This is a genomic window from Aeromonas sp. FDAARGOS 1407, from assembly GCF_019048725.1.
Classification (GTDB): domain Bacteria; phylum Pseudomonadota; class Gammaproteobacteria; order Enterobacterales; family Aeromonadaceae; genus Aeromonas; species Aeromonas enteropelogenes.
Window position 1 is genome coordinate 3,186,258 of record NZ_CP077399.1, and the last position, 16,112, is coordinate 3,202,369.

General features: G+C 63.1%; 16 protein-coding genes. 2 read left to right on the plus strand and 14 right to left on the minus strand.

Annotation, left to right across the window (positions count from 1 at the left end):
- Nucleotides 1-3: 3 nt before the first annotated feature.
- The 9 genes from cdd (I6L37_RS15130) to I6L37_RS15170 form a co-directional block, all read right to left on the minus strand.
- Nucleotides 4-897 (minus strand): cytidine deaminase, encoded by an 894-nt coding sequence (gene cdd / locus I6L37_RS15130; RefSeq protein ID WP_216992272.1) that lies wholly within the window; start codon nt 895-897, stop codon nt 4-6.
- 175 nt (nt 898-1,072) lie between these two features.
- Nucleotides 1,073-1,759, minus strand: a complete 687-nt coding sequence (locus I6L37_RS15135; RefSeq protein ID WP_124238175.1) for an LrgB family protein — start codon at nt 1,757-1,759, stop codon at nt 1,073-1,075.
- Nucleotides 1,756-2,112: a CidA/LrgA family protein gene (locus tag I6L37_RS15140; RefSeq protein WP_026457331.1), complete on the minus strand. Its 357-nt coding sequence runs from the start codon at nt 2,110-2,112 to the stop codon at nt 1,756-1,758. Before I6L37_RS15140 ends, I6L37_RS15135 begins: the two co-directional genes overlap by 4 nt.
- A 162-nt stretch (nt 2,113-2,274) precedes the next feature.
- Nucleotides 2,275-3,696, minus strand: coding sequence for an IS66-like element ISKpn15 family transposase (locus I6L37_RS15145; protein WP_032495448.1), 1,422 nt, complete (start codon nt 3,694-3,696; stop codon nt 2,275-2,277).
- Between the two features lie 100 nt (nt 3,697-3,796).
- Entirely contained in the window at nt 3,797-3,907 is a 111-nt protein-coding gene (locus I6L37_RS15150; RefSeq protein ID WP_216992273.1) for a hypothetical protein, read from the minus strand.
- 308 nt (nt 3,908-4,215) lie between these two features.
- Nucleotides 4,216-5,481, minus strand: coding sequence for a D-amino acid dehydrogenase (locus tag I6L37_RS15155; protein WP_201939447.1), 1,266 nt, complete (start codon nt 5,479-5,481; stop codon nt 4,216-4,218).
- A gap of 357 nt (nt 5,482-5,838) precedes the next feature.
- On the minus strand, nt 5,839-6,732 hold the full coding sequence (cdd, locus tag I6L37_RS15160; RefSeq protein ID WP_216992272.1) for a cytidine deaminase: 894 nt from the start codon (nt 6,730-6,732) through the stop codon (nt 5,839-5,841).
- Between the two features lie 175 nt (nt 6,733-6,907).
- A complete protein-coding gene (locus I6L37_RS15165) occupies nt 6,908-7,594 on the minus strand; it encodes an LrgB family protein (protein ID WP_124238175.1) in 687 nt (228 codons plus the stop codon).
- A complete protein-coding gene (locus I6L37_RS15170) occupies nt 7,591-7,947 on the minus strand; it encodes a CidA/LrgA family protein (protein ID WP_026457331.1) in 357 nt (118 codons plus the stop codon). Before I6L37_RS15170 ends, I6L37_RS15165 begins: the two co-directional genes overlap by 4 nt.
- Before the next feature lie 168 nt (nt 7,948-8,115).
- On the opposite strand from I6L37_RS15170, the gene I6L37_RS15175 reads away from it, so the two are divergent.
- Complete coding sequence (locus I6L37_RS15175) at nt 8,116-9,825, plus strand: glycoside hydrolase family 36 protein (protein ID WP_216992274.1); 1,710 nt, start codon at nt 8,116-8,118, stop codon at nt 9,823-9,825.
- A gap of 69 nt (nt 9,826-9,894) precedes the next feature.
- On the opposite strand, the gene I6L37_RS15180 is transcribed toward I6L37_RS15175, so the two are convergent.
- From I6L37_RS15180 to I6L37_RS15200, 5 genes are all read right to left on the minus strand, one after another.
- Nucleotides 9,895-10,395 carry a hypothetical protein gene (locus tag I6L37_RS15180; RefSeq protein WP_216992275.1) on the minus strand — a complete coding sequence of 167 codons (501 nt, stop codon included), beginning with the start codon at nt 10,393-10,395 and terminating at the stop codon, nt 9,895-9,897.
- Nucleotides 10,396-10,537: 142 nt separating this feature from the next.
- Nucleotides 10,538-11,965 carry an exodeoxyribonuclease I gene (gene sbcB, locus I6L37_RS15185; protein WP_216992276.1) on the minus strand — a complete coding sequence of 476 codons (1,428 nt, stop codon included), beginning with the start codon at nt 11,963-11,965 and terminating at the stop codon, nt 10,538-10,540.
- Nucleotides 11,966-12,301: 336 nt separating this feature from the next.
- Complete coding sequence (locus I6L37_RS15190) at nt 12,302-13,072, minus strand: ABC transporter substrate-binding protein (protein WP_216992277.1); 771 nt, start codon at nt 13,070-13,072, stop codon at nt 12,302-12,304.
- A 51-nt stretch (nt 13,073-13,123) separates the two neighbouring features.
- Complete coding sequence (locus tag I6L37_RS15195; RefSeq protein WP_216992278.1) at nt 13,124-13,939, minus strand: carbon-nitrogen hydrolase family protein; 816 nt, start codon at nt 13,937-13,939, stop codon at nt 13,124-13,126.
- An 8-nt stretch (nt 13,940-13,947) separates the two neighbouring features.
- The gene (locus I6L37_RS15200) at nt 13,948-15,099 is read right to left on the minus strand and encodes a methionine aminotransferase (protein ID WP_216992279.1); all 1,152 of its coding nucleotides are present in this window, start codon (nt 15,097-15,099) and stop codon (nt 13,948-13,950) included.
- A gap of 115 nt (nt 15,100-15,214) precedes the next feature.
- Here I6L37_RS15200 and I6L37_RS15205 point away from each other — a divergent pair, with 115 nt between their 5' ends.
- Complete coding sequence (locus I6L37_RS15205) at nt 15,215-16,105, plus strand: LysR family transcriptional regulator (RefSeq protein ID WP_216992280.1); 891 nt, start codon at nt 15,215-15,217, stop codon at nt 16,103-16,105.
- Nucleotides 16,106-16,112: the final 7 nt, after the last annotated feature.

Genomic DNA, 16,112 nt, shown 5'->3' on the forward strand with positions numbered 1-16,112 from the left:
TGGTTAGACAGCCAGGTACTCCAGCTCGACCGATCCCAGTGCCTTGAGGGTGGACTGGGCGGCGTCGCGCTGGCTGATCTGGCCGTTTTTGCTCTCCAGCAGCACGGCGCGACGGATGGTGGCGAGATCCGCACCGTTCAACACCGCATGGGCGCAGGCCATCTGCATCGGCGGCAGACTGGGGTTGAAGGCGGCGTTCTCGGCGTAGCGACCACAGAAGAGGCGGCCATCGGCAAATTGCAGCGCCACCGCGGCATAACCCTGGCTGTAGGGCGCATAGCTTTGGCGAGCAGCAGCCAGAGCGGCCTGCCAGAGGGGATCTTCACTCTCCAGGACCAGCTCGTCGTGGGACTGCGGGCTCATCAGGGCATCTGTGATATCGAGATCCGCCGGTCCGAAGGAGTGGGGCAGGAAGGATTGCAGGGCACTGAGATCATCGGGCAGAGAGACCTGCAGGGTCTTGGCGGTGCTCAGCTCGTTCATGAACTGGCGGCAGTGGCCGCAGGGGGTGTAGTTGACGGTGATTTCAGAGATCCCGGTCTCGCCACCCAGCCAGGCGTTGGAGATGGCGGACTGCTCGGCGTGCACCGAGTGGAACAGGCCCTGGCCTGCGAACTCCATGTTGGCGCCGAAATACCAGGTGCCGCTCAGGCCGCAGGCGATGGCGCCGACAAAAAACTTGGAGATGGGGGCGACCGAGCAGGCGGCGGCCAGTGGCAGCAGAACCAGGCGCAGGGCGCGATCATCAAGGCCGCTGGCGGCTTTCAGGGTAGCGACCTGATCCGGGGTAAAACGGGCATTGAACGCACTGCCGTCGGCAGGGTCGAGCATGGGCAGCAGCGCCGCTTTGAGCGGGGCGGGCAGGGTATCGAGTGGCTTGGCAAAACGGGGATGCATAGTGTGTCCTCAAAGGCCAATTGGGGGGCCATTGTAGGGAGCAAGCTCGGTGAATTGTGTGAGCTTGCTCACGCCCTGACGGGCAAACGGAGCGGGATAGTAATGGAAACGTTTGTCTTGTGCAAATTGTGCGGCAGGTCGCACGGGCGGGCCCGCAGGCCCGCCTGACGAAGGCTTAGCTCAGCCAGTGATAGAGGGTGAACAGGAGTGGCGCGACGGCAGCGGTGAGAATGCCGCACACCACCATGGCGAGCGACGAGAAGGCCCCCTGGACTATGCCCTGTTCGGCGGAGGTGGCGGTACCGATGGCGTGGGCACAGGCGCCCACAGCCAGCCCCTGGGCCTCGGGGTCAGTGACCCGCATCAGCTTGAGCAGCGGATACCCAATCAGGGCGCCGATGATCCCGACCACCACCACCACGGCGGCGGCGATGGCGGGAATGCCGCCGAGGGACTGGCTCACACTCATGGCCAGTGGCGTGGTGATGGATTTTGTGATCAGGGACGCAAGTAGTGCCGGGTCGGCGCCCATAAAATGACCGATCAGCAAGGTAGTACATACCGAGATCAATACCGAGGCCAGGGTGCAGACTAGGATGGGCTTGAGCCTGGCCCGGATCTGGCGTGCCTGCTGATAGAGCGGCAGGGCCAGCGCCACCACGGCGGGCTCCAGCAGCGCCGTGATGGGGCGGGTGCCGCTTTCGTACTGCTCAAGGGGCAGGTCAAGCCAGAGCAGCAGACCGATGATGACGGTGGTGGGCACCAGCACCGGATTGATGATGGGCCAGGGCAGACGGCGATGAAGCGCCCGGGTGGCAAAATAGAGTGCCAGGGTCAGAGGAATGGCGAGCCAGAAGATCATTTGTTCATCCTCTGATAAAGGTGCCCGACGGTGCCGAGGATCAGCACTATGCCCACCACGATGCAGAGCATGATGAGGCCCAAGGATTGGCGCAGGGGTTCCAGCCAGGCCACCAGGCCCACGGCCACCGGCACGAACAGGACCCCCATATGGCGCAGCAGCAGACCGGCACCGAGCTCGACCCACTGCAACTTCACCAGTTGCAGCGAGAGCAGCACGAACAGCAGCAGCATGCCGATGATGCTGCCAGGGAAGGCGAAGGGCAGGATGGCTGCCACGGTTTTGCCTGCCAGCAGGCAGGCGACGATGACCATAAAGTCACGAAGGTATAGCAAGGCACGTTGCGCGATCACGTGAGCCCCTTCTTGGTAACTGTGAAGAAAAGCGCAGTTTACCAGAGAGGCCGGGTCGCGGCATTAAAACAATAACAGCTGAAATCAGTTCGTTTGAAGCTGATTTAATTGAAGTTTCGTTTTTGAAAATTGTCTGATAGAACCCTTTTCGAACGTATCTATTCACCAGGACGGGGTTGACGGCATCAGTTCTGCCGGGATGGGATAATCTGTCTTCTCGATGCACGCCCTGACCACGGCCCTCAACCACTCCTGTGGGCAGCGGCCCAATCGCTTGCCGGTCTCCACCAACGACAGGATGCGCTGGCGAAACAGCTCGCCCCGGTGAGACCACACGCCGTAGCTACCCTTGCGCCAGAGCACATAGCCACGCAGCGCCCGCTCCGCCTCGTTGTTGGTCAGCGCTATTTCGTCGTCAGTCATAAACCGCCACAGCATCTCGTCATCCCGCAGCAGCAACTGGCATCGTCCACGGTAGCGTTTGCTGCACAACAGGGCGCCGCGCTCCAACTGGCTTCGCCAGCTTTGCCGGTAACGCGCGAGCCTGCGCAGGTATTTCTGCTTGCTCAACGCACCGCTTTCCCAACGGTGCCGGGTACGAAACACCGCATCCGCCAGCAAGACCAACCGGGCACCGATGGGCTGGTTGCACTGCTCGCTACTCTCGGCGATGGCCACGAGATTGCGGGCCACGTGGGCCCAGCACAGTTGCCGCTGGTCGGCGTCGATAAACCGGTAGCCGGCGTACTGGTCGGTCACCAGCACCCCGTCAAACTCGGCGCCCAGCAGCCGCTTGGCCGCCTCCTGACCACGGCCATAGGCCGTCATGAAGCAGACGGCTATCTTGCTCAGCGCCAGCCACATCCAGCGGCGCTCTCCACCCCGCTGATGCCGGGTCTCATCGGCATGAACGTGGGTGGCCGTCTGCACCTGCTGCTTGATGGCCTGGTAGGTCGGGGTGAGCATGGCACTCACCCGCCCCTGCGCCTCACTGATGGCGCCCCGGCTAAAACTCAGGCCGAAATGCTGTTTGAGCTGCTGCTGTATCTGGCTGACGCTCTGGTGAAACTGGCCGCTTTGCAGCGCGATGTAGCTGAGCAGATTGGCCCCCATCTGGCTGCTGCTGACGTTGTCTGGCAGTGCGGCCTGGGTCGTGCCGATACACCGTGAGCAGGTCGCACGATACAGTTGGTGTTCGGTGACGAGATAGCTCACCTCGGGCAGCTCGAACACCTGATGAACCTGATAGGGTTTGGCATGGGCCACCATGTCCCCGCCACAGCAAGCGCAATCGGCGGCAGGGTAATGCGGGACCAGGGTCAGGCGGGCATCAAGCGGATGCCGCTCGCGGCGATGTCCCTTGTGACCGGGCTGCGCCCCCCGTTGCTTGCCGGACGCCGGACGCTTGCGGGCCGGCGGCGGTGCACCGGGGCCGTCGCTGGAAGGCGGCTTGGAGGAGTTGCCGCTGTGCTGATTGAGGCGGTCCTCCAGCTCGGCGATGCGGTCGAGGAGCTTATAAATCAGCTCGTTGGCCTGCTCCAGAGTGGTGGGCATTCCCGCGGAATGCATGGTGTTTTTGCTCATGGGGGGAGCGTATCTAAGGAGCAGGATCAAGCAAGCAGGAAAGTGGGATCAAGAGACGATCGTCTCATTTTTCCTGTGTCAATACTGTTCCGGTGAATACTTACGTGAAGAAGGTAGGTTGAATATGGGCGAAATCCTGCTCTTCCTGCATCCGGCTCATCAGAACCGATCCCACCATGCCACGCCAACCGACCAAACCTACTTTTTTCATAATGTCCTACCCTGGATAGCTGCTTAATAATGCGTTGTGGATCCCGTGACCCCTTGTATGGCGCCGGCCATTTACAAGCTGGTTACAAAATACGAGTTGCGAAAAATGTGTCTGTCCACATTACGGATTGTGGCGGCGGGCGCAAGTCGAATTGCGCAATATTCTGTGTCGTTCGCTGCAATATCCAGCGGTGTGAACACCGTAGGGAGGCGGAAAAAGCGGCGCAGAAAAGAAGCGGGGAGAGGCGGGGGTGAAAAAACAGGCAGGCCACCTGCATAAGGTGGCCTGCCGATGGAGTCTGGGGCGACTCAGGCGTAGCGAGCCAGGGTCAGCCCTTCGTCGCTGATGGCGGTTGCACTGCCGCTAATCAGATCGCAGAGCAGTTGGCCAGAACCTGCCGCCATGGTCCAGCCCAGGGTGCCGTGGCCCGTGTTGAGCCAGAGCCCGGGGATGGGGCTTGGGCCCACCAGCGGGGTGCCGTCCGGCGTCATGGGGCGCAACCCGGTCCAGAACTCGGCGCGGCTGATGTCCCCCCCTTCGGGGAAGAGATCGCCCACCACCATGGCCAGGGTGTCATGGCGTTTGGGGTTGAGCACCAGGTTGTAGCCCGAGAGCTCTGCCATGCCGCCGACCCTGATCCGCTCGTCAAAACGGGTGATGGCCACCTTGTAGGTTTCATCCAGCACTGTGCTGCGGGGGGCCGCATCCGGATTGGTCATCGGCAGGGTGAGGGAGTAGCCCTTGACCGGATAGACCGGCAGCTCCAGCCCGAGCGGACGCAGCAGCGGACGCAGGAAGCCGGTGCCGTAGCTGCCAAGGGCGCAGACGATGGCCTCGGCACGGTAGCGCTGTTCGCCCGCCCGCACCGCCACGGCGCGGCCATGGGAGACCTCAATCTCGTCGATGTCGCAGTTGAAGACGAATTTGACCCCGAGTTTCTGCGCTTCCAGCGCCAGCGCTTTGGTAAAGCGGAAGCAGTCGCCGGTCTCGTCGCCAGGCAGGCGCAGGCCGCCCACTATCTTGCCGCGCACCCGTGCCAGGGCCGGTTCGGCCTCTTCGCAGCCGCTGTCATCCAGCGACTGGTAGGGGACACCGTACTCTTCCAGCACCTCGATATCGCGCTTGCTGGCATCCAGCTGGGCCTGGCTTCGAAACAGTTGCAGGGTGCCGAGCTGGCGCCCCTCGTAGTCGAGGGCCAGTTCATCGCGCAGCACCTTCATGCAATCGCGGCTGTACTCGGCCAGGCGCACCATGCGCCCCTTGTTGGTGGCATAGGCCGCCGGGGTGCAGTTGGCCAGCATCTTCAGCATCCAGCGCAGCTGGAAAGGGTCGGCGGTGGGGCGCACCGTGAAGGGTGCATGCTTTTGCAGCATCCATTTGGCCGCCTTGAGGGGAATGCCGGGGGCCGCCCAGGGGGCAGCGTAACCGGGGGAGATCTGGCCGGCATTGGCGTGGCTGGTTTCAAGCGCCACCCCCTCTCGCCGCTCCAGCAGGGTCACCTGATGGCCCGCTTTTGCCAGATACCAGGCGCTGGTTACACCAATGACGCCACCCCCGAGTACCACTATCTCCATACGTCTTTCCTTGACTGATGCCTTGATAAGGCCCCCACCTTAATCAGCCGCCACAGTATATTCAACTGGGTAAGATATAATTGGTATAAATATCTATTTACATTTATTTAACTGGTTTTCAATGTTGTTGATGATTGGTTTTCTGGCATTTAGTGCGACAGGTTAGGCGCCTTTGCATGGCGTCACTTGCAAGTGGCCGGAACAGGCGTGCGGCACCCGCCGTGGCGGCAATTAAGTTGAACTCCGGGCATGAGGAGCAACGGAGTTCGTTGAGTATCAAAGAGGGCGGATCCAGATAAAAAAGGCCCCCGCATCCTAGATGCGGGGGCCTTGGCGATAGAGAGGCAAGGTAGCTGGTTAGACAGCCAGGTACTCCAGCTCGACCGATCCCAGTGCCTTGAGGGTGGACTGGGCGGCGTCGCGCTGGCTGATCTGGCCGTTTTTGCTCTCCAGCAGCACGGCGCGACGGATGGTGGCGAGATCCGCACCGTTCAACACCGCATGGGCGCAGGCCATCTGCATCGGCGGCAGACTGGGGTTGAAGGCGGCGTTCTCGGCGTAGCGACCACAGAAGAGGCGGCCATCGGCAAATTGCAGCGCCACCGCGGCATAACCCTGGCTGTAGGGCGCATAGCTTTGGCGAGCAGCAGCCAGAGCGGCCTGCCAGAGGGGATCTTCACTCTCCAGGACCAGCTCGTCGTGGGACTGCGGGCTCATCAGGGCATCTGTGATATCGAGATCCGCCGGTCCGAAGGAGTGGGGCAGGAAGGATTGCAGGGCACTGAGATCATCGGGCAGAGAGACCTGCAGGGTCTTGGCGGTGCTCAGCTCGTTCATGAACTGGCGGCAGTGGCCGCAGGGGGTGTAGTTGACGGTGATTTCAGAGATCCCGGTCTCGCCACCCAGCCAGGCGTTGGAGATGGCGGACTGCTCGGCGTGCACCGAGTGGAACAGGCCCTGGCCTGCGAACTCCATGTTGGCGCCGAAATACCAGGTGCCGCTCAGGCCGCAGGCGATGGCGCCGACAAAAAACTTGGAGATGGGGGCGACCGAGCAGGCGGCGGCCAGTGGCAGCAGAACCAGGCGCAGGGCGCGATCATCAAGGCCGCTGGCGGCTTTCAGGGTAGCGACCTGATCCGGGGTAAAACGGGCATTGAACGCACTGCCGTCGGCAGGGTCGAGCATGGGCAGCAGCGCCGCTTTGAGCGGGGCGGGCAGGGTATCGAGTGGCTTGGCAAAACGGGGATGCATAGTGTGTCCTCAAAGGCCAATTGGGGGGCCATTGTAGGGAGCAAGCTCGGTGAATTGTGTGAGCTTGCTCACGCCCTGACGGGCAAACGGAGCGGGATAGTAATGGAAACGTTTGTCTTGTGCAAATTGTGCGGCAGGTCGCACGGGCGGGCCCGCAGGCCCGCCTGACGAAGGCTTAGCTCAGCCAGTGATAGAGGGTGAACAGGAGTGGCGCGACGGCAGCGGTGAGAATGCCGCACACCACCATGGCGAGCGACGAGAAGGCCCCCTGGACTATGCCCTGTTCGGCGGAGGTGGCGGTACCGATGGCGTGGGCACAGGCGCCCACAGCCAGCCCCTGGGCCTCGGGGTCAGTGACCCGCATCAGCTTGAGCAGCGGATACCCAATCAGGGCGCCGATGATCCCGACCACCACCACCACGGCGGCGGCGATGGCGGGAATGCCGCCGAGGGACTGGCTCACACTCATGGCCAGTGGCGTGGTGATGGATTTTGTGATCAGGGACGCAAGTAGTGCCGGGTCGGCGCCCATAAAATGACCGATCAGCAAGGTAGTACATACCGAGATCAATACCGAGGCCAGGGTGCAGACTAGGATGGGCTTGAGCCTGGCCCGGATCTGGCGTGCCTGCTGATAGAGCGGCAGGGCCAGCGCCACCACGGCGGGCTCCAGCAGCGCCGTGATGGGGCGGGTGCCGCTTTCGTACTGCTCAAGGGGCAGGTCAAGCCAGAGCAGCAGACCGATGATGACGGTGGTGGGCACCAGCACCGGATTGATGATGGGCCAGGGCAGACGGCGATGAAGCGCCCGGGTGGCAAAATAGAGTGCCAGGGTCAGAGGAATGGCGAGCCAGAAGATCATTTGTTCATCCTCTGATAAAGGTGCCCGACGGTGCCGAGGATCAGCACTATGCCCACCACGATGCAGAGCATGATGAGGCCCAAGGATTGGCGCAGGGGTTCCAGCCAGGCCACCAGGCCCACGGCCACCGGCACGAACAGGACCCCCATATGGCGCAGCAGCAGACCGGCACCGAGCTCGACCCACTGCAACTTCACCAGTTGCAGCGAGAGCAGCACGAACAGCAGCAGCATGCCGATGATGCTGCCAGGGAAGGCGAAGGGCAGGATGGCTGCCACGGTTTTGCCTGCCAGCAGGCAGGCGACGATGACCATAAAGTCACGAAGGTATAGCAAGGCACGTTGCGCGATCACGTGAGCCCCTTCTTGGTAACTGTGAAGAAAAGCGCAGTTTACCAGAGAGGCCGGGTCGCGGCATTAAAACAATAACAGCTGAAATCAGTTCGTTTGAAGCTGATTTAATTGAAGTTTCGTTTTTGAAAATTGTCTGATAGAACCCTTTTCGAACTACAAGGAGTAGTGATGACATCCCTCTTGTCCCGTATCCGCCAGCTGGCGACCGATAATGATCTGCCCGCGAACTTGTTGCAAACCCGCCAATGGGATGGCCCCCTGTGCCGGGTGCGCCTCGACAACACGGGGTGTGACGATACCCCGGTGGGGCGTTGGGTGCTGTTTGACGGCAAGCTCGGCCTCTCGCCTGATGCGCCCGTCTATGGGGAGGGGTTCCAGATGCTGGCCCAGACCATGGGCAGCTGGCAATCGCCGCAGCCGGTGGGGCGTTGCCCCGATGCCAGCGTCTATCGCATCACCGATGACGAAGGTTTTCACACTGTGCACAACCTGCTGCTGGTAGAGCACGGCAAGGGCTGGCTGCTGCTCGCCTTTGCCAGCTGCCACCGCTTTGGCGGCGAGTTTCGCCTCTATCCCGATGGTCGCCTGCAGATCCTGATGAACAGCGAGGATCGTCTGCTGCCTGCCGGCCAGCACTGGCAGAGCGAGGCGCTGATCTGCCTGGAAGGGCCGGAGCGTGAGGATCTGCTGGCCGAGCTGGCGAATCTGATCGAGGCTGAGCATGGATCGCTGATCGGCCAGGTCACCACGCGCCCCAGCGGCTGGTGCTCCTGGTATCACTACTACAGCGATGTGAGCGCCGCCGACATTCGCGAGAACCTGGCGGTGCGCGCCGAGCGCTTCCCGGCCCTGCGCTACGTGCAGATAGACGATGGCTATCAGGCCAAAATGGGAGACTGGCTCACCCCTTCCGCGAAATTCGAACAAGGGGTAGCGGCGCTGGCCGCAGAGATCCGCGCCGCCGGCTGCGAGCCCGCCCTCTGGGTCGCCCCCTTTATCGCCGAGCCCACCTCGCAAGTCTTTCTGGATCATCCCGACTGGTTCGTGAAAGGAGATGACGGCTTGCCGCTGCCTTCCGAGCGGGTCACCTACGGCGGCTGGCGCTGCACTCCCTGGTATGTGCTGGACGGCACCCACCCCGAGGTGCAGGCCCATCTCGAACGGGTGTTTCGCACCCTGCGCGAGCAGTGGGGCATCCACTACTTCAAGCTCGATGCGAACTTCTGGGGCGCCACTCACGGCGGCCAGTTCCACGACCCGTCCGCCACCCGGGTCGAGGCCTATCGGCGCGGCATGGCCGCCATCTTGCGCGGGGCGGGCGAGGGGGCCTTCCTGCTCGGCTGCAACGCCCCCATCTGGCCGAGCCTGGGGCTGGTGCACGGCATGCGGGTGAGTGACGACGTGGAGCGCCACGGCCCCCGTTTTCGCCAGATAGCCCGCGAGGCGTTCTGCCGTGCCTGGCAAAACGACCGGCTGTGGGCGCTGGATCCCGACTGCATTTGCCTGCGAGATCTGCCGAGTCAACAGGCCAGCGCCACCGATTATCACTTTCATCTGGCGGCGCTGGTGGCAAGCGGCGGCATGATGCTGGCGGGAGACAGGCTGCAGGATCTTGACGAGGCGCAGGGGGCGCAGCTCAAGCGGTTGCTGGCCCTGTGTGCGGCCCGCGCCCCTTCCGCCCGTTTCGAGGCGATGGACTTTGCCTGCGGCGAGGTGAGCCTGCCAGGTGGCGAGACGTTGCTCTGCCTGTTCAATTGGGAGGCGCTGCCCCAGGAATTTTTGCTGCCAGAAGGCGGGGTGGATTTTTGGGATGAGCAGTCGGTTGGCACTTCACTCACCCTGCAAGGGGGCGAGGGGCGAGTGATCCGCTACCTCTGATCAAGACGCAGTGACAAACAAATCAGGCCCCGTGAGGAGCCTGATTTGCCTATGAGGGTTGCAATGGGGTCAGTAATGCCACTCAAAGCCGACGGCGTAATTGGCGGAGCCATAGCCCGGAATATCGTTGTTGGAGACGATGGCCTTGAGGGTCAGTTGCGAACTTAATGGCACGCCGAGACCAAAGCCGATGGCCAGCTGATCGTTGGGGTTGCCGATAAGATCCACCCGCATCACCCGATAGAGGGACATGTCCTCACTCAGGTGCACATAGGCCTGGGAGGCGCGGTTGTAGGCCTGCCCGAACACCTCCAGCTGGAAGCCCGAGTGGGCGCTGATGGCCAGCGGCACCCCGACAAACTTGTAGAGGGGGGAGTCGTTGAAGTAGCTGTTGGTGATCTGGGGTGTAAAGTCGGTCTTCTCGTAGAGGGTGTTGAAGCTGTGGGCCACGATCTGGTAGGTCTGCTCCGGCAGTCGGGCAAGATAGTCTGGGACATCGAAACGATAGGCGCCCTGGGCAAACAGGGGCAGCAGAGCCAGTAATCCAGACAGCGCGCGCAAAGAAGGCATAGGCAGACAGGTATCCGGTTGACCGGGTCTCACCATCATGGCGAGACGTTCAAGATATTGGTACTTGAGGAAAATTCCCCTTCGTCATTATTGCGCGATGAAGGGGAACCGTGGGGGAGATTTATGTGAAATCACTCACAACTCATAACTCTTCCAGATAGCGATAGAGACTCTTGAGAATCGCAAAGTTCCGTTCGTTACCCTGATTTTGTTCTGCCAGCGCTTCGAGGCGAGGGGCGTAATCGGGTAGATGATGGCTGAAGTAGTCGCTGCAGTGCAGACGCCAGCGTTTCTGTTCCGCTTCGCTCAAGGTATGGGGCCAGTTGCGGGCGCGGTAGCGGAACAACATCTCCGGCAGGCGGGCGTCGCTGAAGGCGAACTCCCGTTCCCCCAGCAGATCCGGCGGGGTGGCGCGCACCAGATCCATGGTGGATTTGTCGCCATGGCCGAAGAAGCCAGCGTAGAGCTGGGTATCCGGATCGCCGTCATTGCCGCTGGCAAACTCCTGGTTGAACACCTCCACCAGTTTTTCCCGCACCTCGGGGTGGGCGCGCAGCAGATCCAGGCTCTTGCGGCACTGCTCCCGATTGACGCCCAACTCATCGGCGCGCGCTGCTGTCAGGGTGGCTGCCGGTGCCAGCACTGGGCACTTGTTGATGTGCACCAGCTTGACCGGAATGCCCGCCAGATCCCCCAGCTCCTCTTTTTTGGTGTAGAGGCGCTCGCGGATCTCCTCGCTCGACAGCTCGATGAGTGGAGTCGGGTCGCGGGTCAGATCCACCATGATCACCGCGTTCTGGTTGGTGGGGTGCCAGGCGAGCGGCGATACCCAGCTCACGCAGCCCTGCCAGGGAGAGAACATGCCGGAGACATGGACCAGCGGCTTCATGGTCACCACGTCAATGAGCGCCTTGACCTTGTTCTTGTTGCGCAGATCAAAGAGATAACCAAACAGCTTGGGCTGGGCCTTTTTCACCAGTTTGGCCATCTCTATGGTGGCCAGGACGTCGGAGAGCGCGTCGTGGGCGTTGGCGTGGGCCACGCCGTTGGCCACCGTCAGCTTTTCGAGTCGGAAACTCGGCTTACCCTCCTCGTCAAAGGCCCACTCGATCCCCTCCGGGCGCAGGGCGTAGCAGGCCCGCAACATGTCGAGAATATCCCAGCGGGAGTTGCCGTTCTGCCAGCTGTAGGCATAGGGGTCGTAGAAGTTGCGGTAGAGGGTGTAGCGGGTCACCTCGTCATCGAAGCGGATGCTGTTGTAGCCCAGCACGCAGGTGCCCGGGGTGGCAAACTGCTCGTGGATCTGGCGGATGAAGTCCGCCTCGCACAGCCCATCCTTCATCGCCTTTTGCGGCGTGATGCCGGTGATAAGACACGCTTCCGGCTGCGGCAGATAGTCCGCCGGCGGCTTGCAATAGATGACCAGCGGCTCGCCGATGAGGTTGAAATCCGCATCGGTGCGAATGCCGGCAAACTGCGCCGGTCTGTCCTTGGCCGGACTGATGCCGAAGGTTTCGTAGTCATGAAAGAAAAATGTGGGCCCGCTGCCCGGGTGCGCTGTGTTGCTCATGTTGTTCGAGATGGGGTATCCGGTGACGGCGGCGCCTGGCGCCAGGGTGGGCGGTGCCAGGCACCACAATTGTCTGCATGGTAAACCATAGTGCCGCCAGAGCGAAGCTTGGGGGAATTGTCCGCTGGTTTAATCGGCAGGGGGGAAATGGGGGAGGTACTTGGGAGTGTCGGCGGGCAGGGCGTCATGACCATCTGCAACGGCGAATGTTGCCTGCGGGCATGTCTTGCGCTTGCCACGGCATTGAGGGGCGGTGAGCACTCCCAAAAAGACCATGCCAGTCGGGTTGCCCGACCGGCATGGCAAGTTGAGGCCGAGGGTCCGCCAGTTGAGCGCTTAGAGCAGGTCTTCGAGCTGGTACTTCTTGAGCAGTTGTTCGAAGGTGCCGTCGGCCTTGACGCTCTCGATGGCGGCATCGAACTGGCTCTTGAGCTGGTCGTTGTTCTTGCGCAGCGCCACCGCCACCCCTTCGCCCAGGATCTTGTCCTGAGTGCCGTTGAACTGGGGACCGACGAAGGCGAACTGCTTGCCCATCTCCTTGTCGAGGAAGCCCACCTTCAACTGCACCATGTTGCCGAAGGTGTAGTCGGCGCGACCGGACTGCAGATCCAGCATGGGGGACTGGGCGTTGACGTAGCGCTTGATCTTGGCCACGTCGCCGTAGCGGGCGGTGACAAAGTTGTCCTGGGGCGTGCCCTCCTGCACCGCGATCACCTTGTCCTTGAAGTGCGCCGGCTCGTCGGCGAAGTCGGCGGCCTTGTCGCTGCGCCCCACGAAGCGGTTCTGCATCATGTAGTAGACCTGGCTGAAGTCCACCTTCTGGCGCCGCTCGTCGGTGATGTTCATGGAGGACATGATGGCGTCGTACTTGCGCACCTGCAAGCCGGGGAGCAGGGCATCCCAGGGCTGGTTGATCACCTCGCACTCGGTCTTCATGGCCTCGCACAGGGCGTAGGCCAGCTCGACCTCGAAGCCGCCGAGCTTGCCGCTGCTGTCGACCATTTCGAAGGGGGGATAGGTGGCGTCGGTGGCGATCACCAGGGGTTTGGCGGCGGCCTGGCCTGTGGTGGCCAGGGCCACCAGCATCATTGCGGTGTTGAGTTTCATAGTCAGTCCCTTGAGTGTGGCGTCGTGTCGATGGTCGTAACGGGTGTCGGCCTAGGGGCCGACGGCTATCTTGCGATGGGCGAAGGCCGGCAGCTGGCTGCGCACCGTGCGCTGGGCTGCCAGATCCAGGGTGGCGATGGCCATGCCCTGACCCTCCTCGACCCGGGCCAGTACCCGGCCCCAGGGGTCGATGATCATGCTGTGGCCGAAGGTGCGGCGCCCGCCGGGGTGGTCCCCCCCCTGGGCCGAGGCCAGCACGAAGGCCAGGTTCTCTACCGCCCGGGCCCGCAGCAGCAGCTCCCAGTGTGCGAGCCCCGTGGTGTGGGTGAAGGCAGCGGGCAGGGCGATGACGTCGGGGGCCGGCCTCAGCCGGAACAGCTCCGGGAAGCGCAGGTCGTAGCAGATCCCGAGGCGCAGCAATCCCCAGGGCAGGGGATGGCTCACCACCGCTTCCCCCGGGGTCATGGTCGCGGCCTCGTCATACTGCTCCTGCCCGGTGCAAAAGCCAAACAGATGCAGCTTGTCGTAACGGCAGGCCAGGTGGCCCTCGGGGTCGACGAGCAGGCTGCTGTTGTGCATCTTGCCGGGCTCGTGGCTGGCCAGCGGCAGGGTGCCGGCCAGGATCCAGATCCCGAGCTCCCGGGCCAGCCCCTGTACCCAGGCCAGCAGGGGGTGATCGCCGACGGGGGCGGCCAGGGCGACCCGTGCCCGCTCATCGACCGGCATCAGGTAGAAGTATTCGGGCAACTGGGCGAACTCGGCTCCCTCGGCCGCCGCCTGGCGCAGCAGCACCTCGGCCTGGGTCAGGTTGTGGTCGAGACTGTCCCCGGAGACCATCTGCAGCACGGCGACGCGTACGCTCTCCATGTGGCCTCCTAGACGCGGCACAGGCGCTCGGCGCCCGCCAGCAGGGTGTCGTCATCCTTGGAGAAGGAGAGGCGGATGACCCGTTGATCCGTGCCGTCGTGATAGAAGGCGGAGACGGGGATGGTGGCGACCCCGTGATCGCGGATCAGCCGCTGCACGAACAGGCTGTCGGACTCGTCGCTGATGCGCTCGTAGCTCGCCAGCATGAAGAAGCTGCCGGCGGAGGGGAGCAGTGTCAGACGCGACTCTGCCAGGGCCGAGGTCAGCAAGTCGCGCTTGCGCTGGTAGAAGGCCGCCAGCCCCTGGTAGTGGGCCGGTTGCTGCAACAGGTGGGCGAAGCCGTACTGCATGGGGGTGTCGGCGGCAAACATGGCGAACTGGTGCACCTTGCGGATCTCCTCCATCAGGGGACGGGGGGCCACGCAGTAGCCCACCCGCCAGCCGGTGACGTGGAAGGTCTTGCCGAAGGAGAAGACGGCGACCGAGCGTTCCACCAGCTCCGGGTAACGGATGACGCTCTGGTGCAGGGCGCCGTCGAACACCACGTGCTCATACACCTCGTCCGAGAGGATCAGGATGTCGGTGCCGCGCACCAGGCGGGCGAGGTGCTCCTGATCCCCTGCCTGCCAGACGGTGCCGGTCGGGTTGTGGGGGGTGTTGAGCACTATCATGCGGGTGCGCGGAGTGATGCGGGCGGCCACCTCCTCCCAGGGGATGGCAAAATCCGGCGCCTTGAGGGCGATCACCACGGGGGTGGCCCCCTGCAGCTGGATCATGGGGCGGTAGCTGTCGAACGCCGGCTCGAACATGATCACCTCGTCACCGGGGTGAACCAGGGCGGTGATGGCACAGAACAGGGCCTCGCTGGCGCTGGCGGTGATGGTGATCTCCTCGCTAGCGTCATAGTGGTGACCGTAACTGGTCGCAATCTTGGCCACCAACTGCTCGCGCAGGGCGGGCAGCCCGGTCATGGGAGCGTACTGGTTCTCGCCGGCCAGCATGGCCTCGTGGGTCACCCGGATGAGCTCGGGATCGCAGGGGAAGCTCGGCGCCCCCTGGGAGAGGTTGATGCTGGGGTGGCGGGCGGCCAGATCCCCGATCACGGTGAAGATGGTGGTGCCCACCTGGGGCAGTTTGCTGAGAACCTGGGGGGAAGACATGGCGCCGTCACCTGAGTGTGGGAATGAGCCCCTGTTTTAGCCCCCGGGGCGCTTGCCGGACAACGGATTATTCGGCATGGTATGCATGAGTTTTTCTCAAGCATGGAGGCTTGTCATGTTATTCACCCCGCCGCGCACCCAGCTGCCCCTCTACGGTTTGCAGGTCTTCGAGTGCGCCGCCCGTCACCTGAGCTTCACCCTGGCCGCCGACGAGCTGTGCGTCAGCCAGGGGGCCGTGAGCAAGCAGATCGCCCAGCTGGAGGCGCGCCTGGGGCACCTGCTGTTCGTGCGCGGCACCCGCAGCCTGACCCTGACCCCGGCCGCCGAGCGCCTGCTGCCCTTCATCCGGGAGGGGCTGGTGCGCATGGGGGAGGGGCTCAGCGCCCTGCAGGCCCTGCCCCACGAGCAGGCCATCAGCATCAAGGTGCCCTCCTGCGCCAGCCGCTGGGTGCTGCGGCGGCTGCAGGCGTTCGAGGGGGAGGCGGTGGAGGTACGCGGCAGCCACCACCACGGCATCGACTTCTCCCGGGAGCCGTTCGATCTCGCCATCGTCTACCAGCCCTGCCTGGGGCGCTATCCCAACAGCCAGCCCCTGTTCCGGGAGCAGCTGACCCCGGTCTGCGCCCCGGCGTTTGCCGCCAAGCACCGCCTGTTCGAGCGCTCCCTGGAGGAGCTCCCCTTGCTCCCCCTGATCCATGCCAGCGTCGATCGGCGGGATTGGCGCAACTGGTTTGCCGCCTTCATCGCGACCCCCTGGCAACCCCAGGGGGGACAGTTGTTCGATACCCTGGACTTGGCGATGAATGCCGCGTTGCAGGGGTTTGGCCTCTCCCTCGGGGATCCCACCATAGTGGCCGAGGAGCTGGAGAGCGGTGCCCTGGTAGCCCCCTTCGTCCCGGTGCTGGAGACGGATCACGAATACGCCCTGCTTGTCTGTCCAGGCAACCCGCCTCCCGGCGTAACCCGGGTCTGCCAGTGGTTGCTGGGCGAGCGCCCCTCTTTCTGACAAACAT

What these genes read in the sequence shown, in the direction of transcription:
- cdd (WP_216992272.1), bottom strand. Translation starts at nt 897, where the DNA reads ATGCATCCCCGTTTTGCCAAGCCACTCGATACCCTGCCCGCCCCGCTC.
- I6L37_RS15135 (WP_124238175.1), bottom strand. Translation starts at nt 1,759, where the DNA reads ATGATCTTCTGGCTCGCCATTCCTCTGACCCTGGCACTCTATTTTGCC.
- I6L37_RS15145 (WP_032495448.1), bottom strand. Translation starts at nt 3,696, where the DNA reads ATGAGCAAAAACACCATGCATTCCGCGGGAATGCCCACCACTCTGGAG.
- I6L37_RS15150 (WP_216992273.1), bottom strand. Translation starts at nt 3,907, where the DNA reads ATGAAAAAAGTAGGTTTGGTCGGTTGGCGTGGCATGGTGGGATCGGTT.
- I6L37_RS15155 (WP_201939447.1), bottom strand. Translation starts at nt 5,481, where the DNA reads ATGGAGATAGTGGTACTCGGGGGTGGCGTCATTGGTGTAACCAGCGCC.
- cdd (WP_216992272.1), bottom strand. Translation starts at nt 6,732, where the DNA reads ATGCATCCCCGTTTTGCCAAGCCACTCGATACCCTGCCCGCCCCGCTC.
- I6L37_RS15165 (WP_124238175.1), bottom strand. Translation starts at nt 7,594, where the DNA reads ATGATCTTCTGGCTCGCCATTCCTCTGACCCTGGCACTCTATTTTGCC.
- I6L37_RS15175 (WP_216992274.1), top strand. Translation starts at nt 8,116, where the DNA reads ATGACATCCCTCTTGTCCCGTATCCGCCAGCTGGCGACCGATAATGAT.
- I6L37_RS15180 (WP_216992275.1), bottom strand. Translation starts at nt 10,395, where the DNA reads ATGCCTTCTTTGCGCGCGCTGTCTGGATTACTGGCTCTGCTGCCCCTG.
- sbcB (WP_216992276.1), bottom strand. Translation starts at nt 11,965, where the DNA reads ATGAGCAACACAGCGCACCCGGGCAGCGGGCCCACATTTTTCTTTCAT.
- I6L37_RS15190 (WP_216992277.1), bottom strand. Translation starts at nt 13,072, where the DNA reads ATGAAACTCAACACCGCAATGATGCTGGTGGCCCTGGCCACCACAGGC.
- I6L37_RS15195 (WP_216992278.1), bottom strand. Translation starts at nt 13,939, where the DNA reads ATGGAGAGCGTACGCGTCGCCGTGCTGCAGATGGTCTCCGGGGACAGT.
- I6L37_RS15200 (WP_216992279.1), bottom strand. Translation starts at nt 15,099, where the DNA reads ATGTCTTCCCCCCAGGTTCTCAGCAAACTGCCCCAGGTGGGCACCACC.
- I6L37_RS15205 (WP_216992280.1), top strand. Translation starts at nt 15,215, where the DNA reads ATGTTATTCACCCCGCCGCGCACCCAGCTGCCCCTCTACGGTTTGCAG.